Here is a 15570-nt window from a genome sequence, read left to right as displayed (position 1 = left end):
GGTTTACTCAGCCTTCTTCAACAGATCCTTACGCGGGTTCTCCTGCGGTGCCAGTTTTACGAACTTATCGAATGCTTCCTGCGCCTCTGCGCTCAACTCGGCGGGCAGCACAATCTCCGGGATGACCAGCAGGTCGCCGTCGCCGCCCTTAGCCTTGAAGCCGCGGCCCTTAGCGCGCAGTCGGCGGCCGACCTGTCCGGGTGCCAGGCGCAGCTTCACGGTGGATGCGTCGGGCAGGGGCACCTCAATCACTGCGCCGTCGACAGCCTCGGCGAGGGTGACGGGTGCACGCAAAATCAGGTTGTTGCCCTCGCGGGAGTACAGGGAGTCATCGGAGACGCGCACGGTGACCTTCAGGTCGCCGCCGCGCAGGCCCTTGCCGCGCAGGCGGACCTTCTGACCGTCCTTAATGCCTGCGGGAATGCGTGCCTCGGTGTGGGAGCCATCCGGCAGGAACACGGTCACGGTCGCACCGGTGTATGCCTGGACGAGGCTGATGCGGGTGCTGGTAGTGCTTTCTTCGGGTGCCGCGTGCTGTGCACTGCCGAAACCGCCGCCGCCCATGCCGCCAAAGTCGGCGCTCGTGAAGCCTGCGGAGCGTCGGGAGCCGCCGGCGCTACCGCTGAAGAGGCCGCCTAGCAGGTCGTCAATATTGATGCCTGCGCCGCCGTTGCTGAAGCCGCCGAATGCATCCGCGCCGGGGTACCCGGTGTAGCTGCCACCGCCGAAGCCACCTCCGCCGAATCCGCTCATGCCTGCAGCACCGTAGCGGCGGATCTGGTCGTACTCTTCGCGCTGCTTCTTGTCGGAGAGCACGTCATATGCTTCCGAGATTTCCTTGAATTTCTTCTCTGCTGCAGCGTCGCCGGGGTTCAGGTCCGGGTGGTACTTGCGGGAGAGCTTGCGGTATGCCTTCTTGATGTCGCTTTCGCTTGCGTCTTCGCTGACACCCAGTGCCTTATAAAAGTCGTCGGTTAGCCAGTTTTCACTTGCCATGTTGTGTTTCTCCTTCTGCGGTGATGCGCCGCCCTCCTCGGTTACGGGACGGCTTGCAGGGGCACCGCGTGCTTGTCTTAATGCTCTATATAAAAGTTTAGTCTACTTGACTCAATTTTGAAAGGGCTGAGCCCAAAAAATAGCGCCCCTACAAGCCTTTTAACCGCCACTGCTACGAGCCAAAACCCGCGCCAACAACCGGGTAAAGCAGCCCCGGCAGATCAGGCGCGCCAGGCAGAACAGCCCGGATAAATAACCCTGGCAAACAACAGGGCGGGCACTCCCCACTAGGGAGAGCACCCGCCCGTCGTTAGTTATTCAGCCATTGCTGAGCCGACCACCTTACGGTGCGACAGCCACAGCCACCTGAGCGGTACGAACCACACGGTCGTTCACGCGGTAGCCGTAACGCAGAACCATGGAGACATGATCCTCAGCCACCTCGTCGGTGGGCTGCTGCAGTACAGCTTCGTGGATGTTCGGGTCGAAGGCGTCGCCTACTTCACCGAAGCGCTCCACGCCCTGCTTGCTGAGCAGCTCTTCGAGCTTCGCAGCGATGGAGGCGAAGGGACCGTCCTGCAGGTCGCCGTGCTTGCGTGCGGCGTCAATGTCGTCGAGCACCGGCAGCAGTGCACCGACCAGGTCACCGATTACGAAGTTTCGCAGCTGCTCCTTTTCGCGGGCGGTGCGGTTCTTGTAGTTGGTGAACTCTGCCTGCAGGCGAAGCAGGGAGTCCAGGCGCTCTGCGGCGAGTGCCGCATCCGCAGATTCTGCTTCTACGGCATCCTGGAGCTCAGCCTCGACGGCTTCCGCAGCTTCCTCGGGGCTTTCGGCCGATTCAGCTTCGGGGTGGCCTTCCGCTGCGGGGGCGTTGAATGCCTCCTCCAGCGGGTCGGGGGTGATGTTTTCCTGCTCAGCCATGATTACTTCTTCTCGTCTTCGTCGATGACCTCGGCGTCGACAACGTCCTCGTCAGCGGCGGGCTTGGACTCGGATGCCTCAGCCTGTGCTGCTGCGTAGAGTGCCTCGCCCAGCTTGGACTGGGATGCCTGCAGCTTCTCGAATGCGGACTTCACTGCTGCGTCATCGTCGCCCTCGAGTGCCTTCTTCAGCTCGTCGACATCGCCCTGGACCTCGGTCTTGACGTCCTCGGGCAGCTTGTCGCCGTTCTCCTTCAGGAGCTTCTCGACGGAGTATGCGACGGACTCAGCTGCGTTGCGGGTGTCAGCAGCCTCGCGGCGTGCCTTGTCCTGCTCAGCGTGTGCCTCTGCATCCTTGACCATGCGGTCGATGTCGTCCTTGGAGAGGGAGGTGCCGCCGGTGATGGTCATGGACTGCTCAACACCGGTACCCTTGTCCTTTGCGGAGACGTGGACGATGCCGTTTGCGTCGATGTCGAAGGTAACCTCAATCTGGGGCACGCCGCGGGGTGCGGGGGCGATGCCGGTCAGCTCGAAGGTACCCAGGTTCTTGTTGTCGCGAGTGAACTCACGCTCACCCTGGAAGACCTGAATGGTCACGGAGGGCTGGTTGTCCTCTGCGGTGGTGAAGGTCTCGGAACGCTTGGTCGGGATTGCGGTGTTGCGCTCGATCAGCTTGGTCATCACGCCGCCCTTGGTCTCGATACCGAGGGAGAGGGGGGTGACGTCGATCAGCAGAACGTCCTTGCGGTCGCCCTTCAGCACGCCTGCCTGCAGTGCTGCACCCATTGCCACAACCTCGTCGGGGTTCACGCCCTTGTTGGGCTCGCGACCGGTGAGCTCCTTGACGAGCTCAGCGACGGCGGGCATACGGGTGGAGCCACCGACCAGAACGACCTCGGAAATCTCGGAGATGGACACGCCAGCTTCCTTGATTACGTCGAGCACGGGCTTCTTGGTGCGCTCGAGCAGGTCGCGGGTCAGTTCCTCGAACTTTGCGCGGGTCAGCTTCTCATCCAGGTGGATGGGGCCCTCGGGGGTGACGGACAGGTACTGCAGGGAGATGTTGGTGCTGGTTGCGCTGGACAGTTCCTTCTTAGCCTGCTCAGCTGCTTCCTGCAGACGCTGCAGCGCGATCTTGTCCTTGGACAGGTCTGCGCCGGTGTTTGCCTTCACCTGTGCGAGCAGCCACTCGACTACGCGCTGGTCCCAGTCGTCACCACCGAGGCGGTTGTCACCGCTGGTTGCGCGAACCTGAATGGTGGAGAAGCCGTCGTCGTCCTTGCCGACTTCCAGCAGGGAGACGTCGAAGGTACCGCCACCGAGGTCGAAGACCAGGATGAGCTCATCTTCCTTACCCTTGTCCAGGCCGTATGCGAGTGCTGCGGCGGTGGGCTCGTTGACGATACGCAGGACATTCAGGCCTGCAATCTCGCCGGCTTCCTTGGTTGCCTGACGCTCAGCGTCGTTGAAGTATGCCGGGACGGTGATGACAGCGTCGGTGACGGTGTCGTTCAGGAATGCCTCTGCGTCGCCCTTCAGCTTCATGAGGGTTCGTGCGGAGATTTCCTGCGGGGTGTACTTCTTGCCGTCGATCTCGGTGGTCCAGTCGGTGCCCATGTGGCGCTTGACGGAGGAGATGGTGCGGTCGACGTTGGTTACTGCCTGACGCTTTGCGACGCTACCGACCAGAACCTCGCCGTCCTTGGAGAATGCGACGACGGAGGGGGTGGTGCGGGTGCCTTCTGCGTTGGCGATAACTACGGGGTCGCCGCCTTCGAGAACCGAAACGACAGAGTTGGTGGTACCGAGGTCAATGCCTACTGCACGTGCCATATTTATTCACTCCTTGTGATTAGTGCCCCGCTTCTTCTAATGCGAGGCGGGTTAGTTTGAAAGTTTTGGAGGCGGTCAGTGCTGCGCATGCCGCCCCGTGTGGGGTGGCCTGCGCGACTCCTTGAGCCTCATGTACTCAAGTATGCACCCTCTCGAAGGGACTGTCAATAGAGTTGAGCGAACTTTACTCAACTTTTTTTCGCGGATGTGTGTTAGGGGCGGGTTTTTCGGGGTTCTGGGGCGGCGTTTTGCGGGGGATTTTGGGGTGGCGGCGAGGCGCGAATGGGCGGTTCTGCCGCGGAATTCCTGGGGTTTCGGGCTGGGCAAGGGTATGGCGAGGCGATTCAGCGCACGGCGGACAGTACCGGGGCGATTGGGCGAAAAAATTTTTAAAAAATTTTTTAAAAGGGGTGAAAAACCCAAAAATGGGGGTGCAAGAGCTGCTGGAAGGTGACCCGAGGGCACCTTATATAGGACTGGGAGTGTCCTCATTGACGGTAGGACATCACCCCATACGTCTCCTTTGACTTATCCCCTGCCGAGCACAACCCGGAGCAATCTTTCCGTTTGTGTTCACTCGCCCAGACCGAGCACTCTAACTCTTCGCCTGAGGATGAACCTCTGCCGTATCCTAGTGATGACCATTGCTATCAGAGCAGACAGGAGACCCCTGTGCCACAGAAAAATACACCAGCATCCAAAGGCTTCCCCGCTACCACAGCTCATCTCACTTCCGAGGACTCCAACCCGCTTGCAAATTCATCACGTTTATCAATAGCGCTTTTTTACCTATGGCACTGGGGAAAAGTATGCATTCTTCCATTCTTATATTCAATCGCTATATGCATACTCGCAGTATTTATATCAGACAATAATCTAAGGGCCTTAAATAATCTAAATATTCCTGAACTTATTGTTTATATCTTACTATTTTCAATAATCAACTATTCTCCGGCAAAATCAATTGCAGATACACTATATAAAATACGCAAGACAGCAACTAAGCCGAGAATTAAATACAAAGACAAGCAGGGGGCTAAAAATGGCATTCGAGATTTATTGTCCCTTCAGCTAAAATACACTTTATCAACAATTCCACTTAGCGCTTCCGTAGTTTTTATAATCGCCCTCATTCACAATAAAGACCTAACGAAAGGCGACCTTGGAACGGCTATTCAAATTACAGCAATCCAATTTACCGACAATAAATACTCATGGACAACAATAGTAATTACCTTTATAGCCCTGTTCTACATTGCAATTATACCCGCATTCCTCCTTCTTCCCATCAATAAAGCCATATTAAGCTCCTCAGGGCAAGCCCACTCAAGGGACAACTATAAAAGATCACTCAGCATACTCTTCAGGCTCAATTCAATAACTATAGGTCTTTTACTTCCCGTCTCCTACATTGAATATCAGATATTAAAAATAGTATCCGGCAGGGAAAAGTTTATAATTCTGTTCTTATTAATTGCAATGTCTTATACGATTTGCATTTACTCAATAAAAGACATATTTACCAAATCGTGTAATTTTACGCGAGAACAGAACATTAACTCGAATAAAGACACCCCTGCATGGCGAGAAAAAGTACAGCAATTTATTGCTATTCTACTAATGTCAGCAGTTGCTATTGCTAGCCTAAATAGTTTCATGAATGGAATTATTAAAAATATAAGCGATATTGCCGCCAGCCCTGGAGAAACACTCGATTCCACAAGGTCTGACTACTCCTGCATTTTCTCAAACGACAATAAATCTAAGACATCCATTGCATTTGGGGTAGTTGCCGAATCGAAACCAGATTCAATTCACATCTTTACTCCAGAATACAATCATGGAAATATGACATACGGCAAGCAACACGATAGTGGATGGATTGATTTAAATCCGCTAGTAGAGACTCAAATAAAAATCCCTACTGGATACCATATTGAAAAATTTAACAGTATAAAACATCACTACAATATATCCACAGGAAAATGTGAATACACTGAAACCCGATATTCAATTATTATAAATAACCAGGAAAATCAGAATCGGCCTCCTCGTAAGTATTAAACATTTGTTGCCAGCCCCGCCTGCGTGAGATACGCAGGCGGGGCTTCTAGCGCGCAAGGGTGAGGCTCTCCCCTATGCTGGTTATAAGCCAGCACCGGAGCAGGAAGGGCACACCACCCTGAACCTCAACAAACTCTTAACTGCGCTGCGGCACCGCCAAAACGCCCCGGCGCGCACCCAGCAGGCCGGGCGGCACGAACGCTACACGCACGCCCTCGAACAATTCCTCGACGGGCACCAGCCCGCCGTACGCCTCGGCGGGGCGTACACGCTCGTGAACCTCGCAGACGAATGGCTCACCGACACCTCCTTCCCCGAACAGGTGCGCCGCGAAGAAGCCCAGACCATTATCAACGCGCTGACCGGGTGCATCCGCACGCCCTACCCTCTCGCGCAAAAGCGGCAGGTTCTAGAAGCAGACGAAGCCCCCGAAGGGTACGAAGGCGACTTTACACGCGATCAGGAGGCACTACGCGAAGAGCAGCTGGTGCGCCGCACCGTCTTCACGGAGTTCAGCCGCCGCCTCGCCGCAGTCGCTGAGAGCACCAAGAAAGACAACGAGGAAAGCCAGCACGCTGTACCGCCAATATCGCCCATGTGGGCTGATCTGCGCTTCGACTTTAGCGGCGCACCCATCTTCTACCCGCTGCGACAGCTGCACTTTCAGAACGCCGATTTCGCCTCCGCAGCCTTCTACGGCCCGGCGGATTTCTTCGGCGCAACCTTCCACGGTGACACCAGCTTTTCGGCAGTACAGTTCACGGCTAACGCATCCTTCAACAGCGCGAACTTCAACGACTGGGTGGGCTTCAGCGCCGCACACTTCGCGGGCGCGGCAGAGTTCAGCGGGGCACGCTTTGCGGACGCGGCAAGCTTCGCAACCGTAACCTTCACCGGCGAGACTGACTTCTCAGACGCCGTCTTTTCAGCTGCGGCTGACTTCGCGGTAGCCTCCTTCGAGTCCGACGCCAACTTTTCACGCTTGAACACCGCGGGCATAGCCAGCTTCACGGCGGTCACCTTCGGCGGAAAGGCAGTATTCACCGCCTCCACGTTCCACGATGAAGCGCACTTCGCCGCGTCGGTCTTCAACCGTCCGGCGGTGTTCTCCAAGTCGCTGTTCGGCGGGGTCGCGCGCTTTGCCGGTGTAGTCACCAAGCAGTCCGCAATGTTCAGCAACGTACGCTTTGCGGGCGCGGCGGACTTTAGCGGGGCGTCCTTCACGCAGTTCGCGGATTTTGGTGAGGCGAGCTTCGACGGCGACGCCACGTTCAGCCGGGCGTCGTTTATTGCGCTTCCGAGGACAAGCTATGAGATGGACTTCCCGCAGTACGCGAACTTCAGTAACGCGACCTTCGCGCAGGATGCCGACTTTAGTGAGGCGACGTTCACGGCGTGCGTCGGCTTCTACAAGGCGACGTTCGCGCGGGAGGTGAGCTTCAACGGGGCGAGCTTTGAGGGTGCCTACTTCGCGGATGCGACGTTCGGTCAGCGGGCAGATTTTAGGCAGACTAGCTTCATGTATGTTAAGCCATCCTTTGAGGCTTTGGAGAGGCGGCTGCGGAGGGCACGGTTCTCGGCACAGGCGGATCCGCAGGATTACCTGTTCGAGGCGTGCCCGGAGAGCCCGCACGGTTTCAGCTGCGGCGAGGCAACGCTTCTTAATAGAACGTTCGTTCTCCCTCTCGGTGCTGTGCTGTACGACCCGGATTCCTGGGACGAAGAGAAGCAGGACTACACCCGCTTCAGTGAGCCCGCGCAGTAATTATCTTGAGGCCCCGCCGCATTGAATATGTGGTGGGGCCTTTGCGCGGGTTGTGGACACCGCCGAGCAGCTGCGTCAAAAATAAAAAACGGTGCGAAAAACCCCCGCTTGAGCGAGTAGGCTCTAGCGGGGGTTTTTCGATTCTTATCTACCCGGATTCGTTTATCGCTTTCCAGTGGTATTACGCCATGCCTGAGATAAATAAAACTTAAATTGGGTAGCAAAAATCCGCAGAATGTGTGTCATCTGCTAAAATCAGCAGTGACAACGCAATTCCGCGTTGCCTCTATACCTCTAATCAAATAGAAAGGAGGTGAATCATATGGCCAAGAATTTTTGGCTGATTATCGAACGGGGTAGTTATGTAGCTACCTTGTTCGTCGGTCTGGTAGAGATGTTTGAGTTCGCATCTTCTCATCTCTTCTAGACTCCCTAGTGTGGGGCTGCTGGCAATGGTTCCAAGCATTGCTGGTGGTCCCACTTTTATTTTACTGTCATTGTACATAAGGACATTCCCTGCACATATGACCGTATACCTAATAATGTAGCGCATTTCTTAAGACATAACAACATGACGACACTAATTACGTGACCATTGCGCCTACCGTGAGAAACAATATCGGTCATTTTGAGAACTTCCAATCTTCAGCGCTTACTGTAGCCGCAGAGAAACCCCGCCTGCATCTCTCAAGCAGACTGTTTCCTCATTGATGACCGAGCGCGACTCACGGCAAGTAGCTTTACCCTATGCTGGAAGGTGAACGTTCCTATCAGAGAGGACAGGAGAATCTCGTGCCCAGCGATAACACATCATCCATTCCAGAAAGCCAGGTAATCCCAAAATCTCATGAGATGCCTTGGTATATCCAGCACTTTACTAAGCTTCTCATTGGCTTTGGCCTGGGCGGTGGTGCAGCTGCGATTCTTCTACCCTGGTTTCTCTGGCTGCACTGCGGCATGAGCTCTGGCAGTTCGGATCAGCTGCGTTTACATCTTCTGTACGTCACGGGCGGCATTATTGCGGTTCTGACTCTTCTGCAGACTAATTGGAAGAACCAGGGTGACCGCCTCAAAATTGATGCCGACATCAAGAAGAATGAGCAGGACGCAGAGAAGAACGAACGCGATCATATCCGTCAGGTTCATGCAGAGCGTCGTAGCCGCTACACCAGGGCTGTAGAGCAACTAGCTGATGAGAAAGCGACTGTCCGTCTGGGTGGTATCCACACCCTCGTGGGGCTTGTGGATGAATGGCTTGCTGACGAAACTCTCGACCCAGAAGAACAACAAAAAGAAGGACAGGTTATTATCAATAACCTTTGCTCCTACATTCGTTCACCTTTTCCCTTAGCGACAAAGATAGAAGATCTTCAGGCAGATACAGTGCCTGCTAGCTACATGGGAGACTTCATTTCGGATCAGGCAGCGCTCCGTGAAGAACAAGATGTACGCCGAGCTATTTTTGATGAAATGAGCAAGCGAAGCAGCACATTCAATAAAGATAATGAGATAAATGTAACTCCTGGCATTTGGAGCAACTTTGAGTTTAATTTCAGCAGGGCACCGATTTTCTATACTCTGAGCAATCTCACCATTGAAAAAGCCAATTTCTTTTATGCTACTTTCTATGGTGATGCACGTTTCAGATGGGTAAATTTCATAAAGAACGCTAATTTCTTTCGAGCAAAATTTAACCGAAATACGCACTTCTTCCGATCAGTCTTTACCGGGGAAGCAAATTTCGCCGAAGCTAATTTCACTCAGAATGCAAATTTCGGCGAATCTATTTTCATCCAGAATGCGAATTTCGACAGAGCTAATTTCACACAAAATGCGAATTTCGGCGAATCTATTTTCACCCAGAATGCGAATTTCGGTGAAGCTATTTTCACCCAGAATGCAAATTTCTTCCGCTCGACCTTTAATCAGAATGGGGAATTCTTGCGGACAATTTTTTCCCACGACGTAAATTTTGGTGAGGTATCTTTTGAAGAAAAGACTAACTTCTTTCGAGCAGTTTTTACTCAAAACGCAAGCTTCCGCAAAGCAGTTTTCAACCAAAACGCAAACTTCAACGAAACGACTTTCACCCAAAATGTGAGTTTCCGAGAGGCAACTTTCATCCAAGGCGCAGATTTCTGTATGGCCACCTTCACCCAAAAAGCTAAATTCTATCGGACAGTTTTTACTCAAAACGTAAGCTTCCGCAAAGCAGTTTTCAACCAAAACGCAAACTTCAACGAAGCAACTTTTACCCAAAACGCGAACTTCAATAAAACGGTCTTTGGACAGAATGGAAGCTTCGACGAAACGTTCTTTGGGCAGAACGCAAACTTCCGCAAAGCAGTTTTCGGCCAAAACGTAAGCTTCCACAAAACAGTTTTCAGTCAGAATGCAAACTTCTACCGGGCATTCTTTACCCAAAGTACAAGTTTCTACCAAACAGTCTTCACCAAAAATGTAAGTTTCCAAGACGTTTCCTTCGCCTGTGAAACACACTTCGATAGAGCAGTCTTCCTTGGGAATGCTAATTTCTACAAATCTATATTCAGGGGCAACGTGGGTTTCATAAAAGCTACCTTCGCAAGAAAATCCAGATTCTTTGGAGCAATTATTACAGGAAATGGGGACTTCAGTAAAACTACCTTTGAAATGTATGTTTCATTCCGCAATGCAACTTTCGAGGGAGATGCAGAATTCAGCGGAGCATCCTTTATGCGCAATGCAGATTTTCAAGATGCTTGTTTCACACAGAGTCATTCAAAATTTATCGCCATGGACGAAGACTCTGGCAAACTCTGCAGAGCACAGTTCGCTGCTCTACCTACTGACTGGGAGAAGCATAACTTCACCGTGCATGAGGGTAGCCAGCCCATTCCACTGGGTACAACCGAGCTAGACGGTGTGCGCTACAGTATTCCGGTCGGTACGGTGCTCTTCGACCCGGATTCGTGGGATGAACGTCAGAAGGAATACACACGCCTGAGTGAACCCGCGCAGTAATATCCAAAGGCCCCGCCACATTGAATGTATGGTGGGGCTTTTGTCTATGACCTGTAGAAGTACAAGTCAGCCAATTATGTACTATGCTGAAGAGTGACCATTCCTCTCAAAGTAGATAGGAGATTGTCTTGGCAGACAATAAGACCTCAACAGAGAAACCACCTTTTTATATTCGGCGCTTCTTCCTAATACTTGTTCTACTCGGGTTTCTTGGAGGATTCCTAGCGCTTACAGTCCCCTCGTGGAGATCTTGGGCGGAGATTCCTTGTATAGGCTTCATAGGCTCTTTTTTACAGTCTTTTATCCCGCCTTCTGACGCTGAAAAATACCCGGAAGGTAAGGTAATTGCCGATCTTCGTCAGCATATTCTCTACATAACTGGCGGTATCATCGCTATTTTGACCCTTCTACAGACTAATTGGAAGAATCAGGTCGACCGCCGTAAGGTCGAGGATGACATCCAGAAGAACAAGAATGACCACATCCGCCAGGTGCACGCTGAACGCCCTAGCCGCTATACCAAGGCTGTTGAACAGCTCGGCGATGAGAAGGCAACCGTCCGGTTGGGCGGTATCTATACTCTTGTGGGTTTGGTCGATGAGTGGCTTTCTGACGACGCCCTCGGCTCAAAAGAACAGCAGAAAGAAGGGCAGGTTATTATCAATAACCTTTGTTCCTACGTCCGTTCGCCTTTCCCCCAAGCAGAAAGGATAGAAGAATATGAAGCCCATAAACAGTTAGAAGAGTTTAAGTCAAAAGATCATGGACTTCTCAGCGACGAAGAGTCTTGGAAGTACCAAGTTCTTCTTGAGCGCTTTAAAGATTCGGATAAATATAACGAACCTACTGAACTCACGCAAGACTATGCAGACTATCGAGAAGAACAGGATGTACGCCGAACCATCTTTACTGAAATGAGTAAGCGCAGTAGCACCTTCGATAAGGATAATACAGCTCGCACATTCGGCATTTGGAGTAAATTTGATTTTGATTTTAGCCAAGCGCCTATTTTTTACTCTCTCGACGACCTCACGATTGAAAAAGCCTTTTTCCCTTCAGCTAAATTCTACGGTGATGCTAGCTTCGCCCGGGTAACCTTCGCACAAGATGCGTTCTTCCACAATGCGCTATTCACTCAAGATATATATTTCTTCAAGGCAACTTTTGCTCAAGACGCAGACTTCTGTACGGCGACCTTTGCTCAAAAGGCACGCTTCTTCGAGGCAACCTTCTCCAGGCGTGTAAGCTTTCATAAGACAACTTTTAGCCATGGTGCAAACTTTATCAAGGCCACTTTTACTCAGGATGCATATTTCACTAATTCAACTTTCTCCCAGGATACATATTTTGGACATGCTACATTCATTCAAAATGCAATCTTCAACAATGCAACCTTTACACAGAAAGCTTATTTCGAAGATGCCATATTTACCCAAAATGCAATATTCAAACACACAATATTTAAATATGCGATTTTTACCGGTGTTACCTTCCATAAAAACGCAATCTTTAATAAAACAATATTCAATGAATGTGCAGATTTTTACGAAACAACTTTTACTCAAAATGCGCACTTCCTCGGGACAGTTTTCAACCAAGAGGCAGATTTCTTCGAGGCAAACTTCAAAACATATAAGCCGGCATTTACTCGCGGAAGTTGTAGAGCCCTTTTCTCTGCTCAGGCTGACCCACAGGATTATATCTTCTCAGTCTGCAAAGGTAGCCAGCCTATTGATCCTGGAACAGCTAGGCTCCTCGGTAAGCCGTTCGAAATCCCTGTCGGAGCAGTGCTCTTCGACTGGGATGATGAGACACAGGGCTACATTACTAGTGAGCCTGCAGAGCCTCTAGATAATTCCGATGGCGGCGAAGAAAACAAAACCGAATAAGGCTCACCCCTAAAGGCCCCGCCGGCCCTCGTCGGCCGGGCCTTCGCGCGCCCTCGTGCGCCCGCGCCAAGTGCGCCTCCGCGAGTGCCTGCCGGCGAGCGCATCCGTCCGTCCCGCATCCGCCCATCATCGGACCAACAAAAGGCCCCCCGAACACCCACCGCGTCCGGCCACCCACCACCCCACCGATACACTAGAACCATGTACCGAATCATGACTGTCTGCACCGGCAACATCTGCCGCTCCCCCGTCGGCGAATACCTCATCCGCCAGCACGCCCAAGAAGCCGGCGTGCCCGTCACCGTCACCTCCAGCGGCATCAGCAACGAAGAAGAAGGCAACCTCATCGACCCGCGTGCCGCCGCGCAGCTCGCCACCCGCGGTATCGACCCGTCCGCGCACCGCGCCAGCGTCTTCACCGTCGAGGACTTCGACCGCAACGACCTCATCCTCGCCATGGACGCACCCCACTACTTGCGCCTCAAAGCCCTCGCCCGCAACGAGGCCGACAAGGCCAAGATCCGCATGATGCGCAGCTTCGACCCGAAGGTCGCCACCACCCACCTGGACCAGCTCGGTATCTACGACCCCTGGTACGGTAGCGAACGCGATTTCGTGTACACCACCGGCCTCATTGACGCCGCCGCACGCGGCCTCATCAACCACCTCAAGCAGGAAGGCGACGCGCAGTGACTCAGCGTATTCCCCTGAACCAGAACCGCCGCGTCACCGGCACCACCGAAATCCTTGAGCTCTGCAAAGACATGCTGCGCCTGGAGCACGGCATCGGCAACGTCTTTGACATGGACACCGCCGAATTCACCGAATTCCGTGCGCAGTTCCTCGCGGACTTCGCGCAGATCCCGCTGATCATCGGCATTGACGGCCGTAGCGGCACCGGCAAAACCAGCCTCGCCGCGCAGCTTGAGCAGGAGCTCACCGCCGCCGGGCACAGCGTGCACGTGCTGCACCTGGACGACTTCTACCCCGGCTGGGACGGCCTCTTCGACGGCGTGGAGGCGTGGGACGCACTATCCGTGCAGCTGACCGAGGGTATTGCCGGGACCTACACCCCGTGGGATTGGGAGGCGGGCGCCCCCGGTGAGGTGCGCACCGTCGACCCGGCGGCTACGCAGGTCATCATCTGTGAGGGTGTCGGCGCGATTGCGGGCGCTTGTGAGGTGCGTATTCTCGCAACCGCCCCCGACGAGGTGCGTTACGAACGCGCTATGGGTCGTGACGGTGACACGTTCCGCCCGCACTGGGAACGCTGGGCGGCGCAGGAAGAGGCGCTACTCGCCGAAATCCCGGAGGACTACGCGACCGTGGACTTCATCTACGACAGCGCGGCACAGTAGCAGCCGCACGGTAACCGCCAAGAAGGGGCGGTGTTATCCGTAAGCGACATCAGGGTGTCCGAAGCGAAGCGAGGACGGGTGCCCCTGTAGGAGCGTGGATAACACCGTCCCTTCTGCATACCCTCTGCGTACCCGTCCCGCTCCCAAATTAAAAAATGTCAAACGTTTAACTTACGAAGCCACCCCCGATTCTGCTACCGTGGAAAAGTTGTGCCTCCAGCCTGCGCAAGCTCATCCCCGGTGCGGTATTACCGCATCCACGTCTTGTAAGAGCCGCAGGCGCCGTTGCACGCGCATCACACAGAAAGAAAAACTAAGACTAATGTCTTCGAAGTCGACTAAGACCTCCTTCGGGCTATCACCCCTTTTCATTGTTGTTCTGGCGCTGCTGACCGCTATCGCGCCGCTTGCCACGGACATGTACCTGGCGGCGCTTCCTGCAGTCGCTGAGAACCTGAACACCACCAGCACGAACGCCTCCCTGACTTTGAGTGCGTTCATGGTGGGTATGGCGCTCGGCCAGCTGGTCGTGGGTCCCCTGTCGGATAAGACGGGCCGCCGCAAGCCGCTGCTGATCGGTGCGGTCATCTGCTTTATTGCGACGGTGTCGTGTGGTTTCGCGCCGAATATTGAGCTGCTGATTTTTGCGCGTTTCATGATGGGTTTCACCGGTTCGATTGGTGCGGTGTTGGCGCGTTCTATCGTGGCTGATACGACTGAGGGCCTGGCGACCGCTAAGCTCATGGGCGTCATGATGATGATTAACGGCTTCGCGCCGGTGCTTGCGCCGCTGTTTGGTGGCTGGGTGCTGTCGTGGGGTAGCTGGCGCGATATTTTCCATGTGCTCGGCGTGGTGACCGCGGTTATGATGCTCGGCGTGATCTTCGTGATTAAGGAGACCCTGCCGGTGGAGGAACGCTACCAGGGTACCGCCCTGAGCGTGTACTCGGAACTGCCGAAGGTCTTCAAGATTCGCCGCTACCTGGGTTTCATGCTGACGATGTGCTTCGCGTTTGGTGCGCTGTTCTCGTACATTTCCGGTTCGACGTTTGTGTTGCAGAAGATTCTGGGCTTGTCCGAGACTGAGTTCACGATCGTGTTCGGTGTGAACTCGATTGGTATTGTGCTGTTCAGTGCGATTGCGACGAAGCTGGTTGGTCGTGTGGCGCAGCGCCGCATTGTGAATGTTGGCGTGGTGAGCCTGCTGGTGGTGTCTTCGCTGCTGTTGGTTAGCTTCCTTGTCGGTATTTCGCTGGTGCCGACCCTGGTTCTGCTATTCCTGCTGACCAGCTCGTGCGGCCTGATTTTTGGTAATGCTTCGGCGTTGGCGCTGAACGAGGCGCGCCACATGGCGGGTAGTGCTTCGGCTGTGATGGGTACGGTTCAGGCGATGCTGGGTGCGTTGGCGGCGCCGCTGGTGTCGTTTGCCGGTGAGCATGAGTACCTGCCGATGGGCTTCTCCATTTTTGGTTTCGCGATCCTGACGGCGCTGGTGCTGTGGACTACGCCGCGTAAGGATTCGGACTACTCGGCTGACGGCAAGAGCCACGGCGCTGGTGAAGGTCAGGGTGCTCCGGCGGCGGGTCACTAGCCTGTTGTTGATTTTTGTGTAGCTAAAGCCCCGGATGGGCGACCTGCTAAGGGTTGCGCGTCCGGGGCTTTGCTGTGCTCGTACATGAAGCGTAGGGGCTGCCGCGTTTTCCGGATGCGCCCTCAGGGTGTCAGCCCGGACGCTCTCC

The 15570-nt window shown here is 54.0% G+C and carries 10 protein-coding genes; 7 read left to right on the top strand and 3 right to left on the bottom strand.

Going from position 1 to position 15570, the window contains the following annotated elements; translation table 11 throughout:
- Positions 1-3 precede the first annotated feature (3 nt).
- From HMPREF2779_RS02360 to dnaK, 3 genes are all read right to left on the bottom strand, one after another.
- A complete protein-coding gene (locus HMPREF2779_RS02360; RefSeq protein ID WP_105360732.1) occupies positions 4-996 on the bottom strand; it encodes a DnaJ domain-containing protein in 993 nt (330 codons plus the stop codon).
- A gap of 342 nt (positions 997-1338) precedes the next feature.
- Positions 1339-1917: a nucleotide exchange factor GrpE gene (locus HMPREF2779_RS02355; protein WP_070686168.1), complete on the bottom strand. Its 579-nt coding sequence runs from the start codon at positions 1915-1917 to the stop codon at positions 1339-1341.
- A gap of 2 nt (positions 1918-1919) precedes the next feature.
- Positions 1920-3752 (bottom strand): molecular chaperone DnaK, encoded by a 1833-nt coding sequence (gene dnaK / locus HMPREF2779_RS02350; RefSeq protein ID WP_105360731.1) that lies wholly within the window; start codon positions 3750-3752, stop codon positions 1920-1922.
- Between the two features lie 672 nt (positions 3753-4424).
- Between dnaK and HMPREF2779_RS08945 the strand changes: the two genes are divergently transcribed.
- The 7 genes from HMPREF2779_RS08945 (at position 4425) to HMPREF2779_RS02320 (ending at position 15422) form a co-directional block, all read left to right on the top strand.
- Positions 4425-5816, top strand: a complete 1392-nt coding sequence (locus HMPREF2779_RS08945; protein WP_158676574.1) for a hypothetical protein — start codon at positions 4425-4427, stop codon at positions 5814-5816.
- Between the two features lie 274 nt (positions 5817-6090).
- Complete coding sequence (locus tag HMPREF2779_RS02345; protein ID WP_233992209.1) at positions 6091-7581, top strand: pentapeptide repeat-containing protein; 1491 nt, start codon at positions 6091-6093, stop codon at positions 7579-7581.
- A 792-nt stretch (positions 7582-8373) separates the two neighbouring features.
- Entirely contained in the window at positions 8374-10584 is a 2211-nt protein-coding gene (locus HMPREF2779_RS09110; RefSeq protein ID WP_233992208.1) for a pentapeptide repeat-containing protein, read from the top strand.
- Positions 10585-10712: 128 nt separating this feature from the next.
- Positions 10713-12473, top strand: a complete 1761-nt coding sequence (locus tag HMPREF2779_RS02335; protein WP_105360728.1) for a pentapeptide repeat-containing protein — start codon at positions 10713-10715, stop codon at positions 12471-12473.
- Positions 12474-12674: 201 nt separating this feature from the next.
- Positions 12675-13166, top strand: a complete 492-nt coding sequence (locus tag HMPREF2779_RS02330; protein WP_105360727.1) for a low molecular weight protein-tyrosine-phosphatase — start codon at positions 12675-12677, stop codon at positions 13164-13166.
- The gene (locus HMPREF2779_RS02325) at positions 13163-13831 is read left to right on the top strand and encodes a nucleoside/nucleotide kinase family protein (protein WP_105360726.1); all 669 of its coding nucleotides are present in this window, start codon (positions 13163-13165) and stop codon (positions 13829-13831) included. Before HMPREF2779_RS02330 ends, HMPREF2779_RS02325 begins: the two co-directional genes overlap by 4 nt.
- Positions 13832-14153: 322 nt before the next feature.
- Positions 14154-15422: a multidrug effflux MFS transporter gene (locus tag HMPREF2779_RS02320; protein ID WP_105360725.1), complete on the top strand. Its 1269-nt coding sequence runs from the start codon at positions 14154-14156 to the stop codon at positions 15420-15422.
- The last annotated feature ends 148 nt before the right edge of the window (positions 15423-15570 follow it).

The organism is Rothia sp. HMSC069C03 (assembly GCF_001811075.1).
Classification (GTDB): Bacteria; Actinomycetota; Actinomycetes; order Actinomycetales; family Micrococcaceae; genus Rothia; species Rothia mucilaginosa.
Note: the sequence above shows the minus strand (reverse complement) of the source record. Positions and strands in the feature narration are given on the sequence as shown.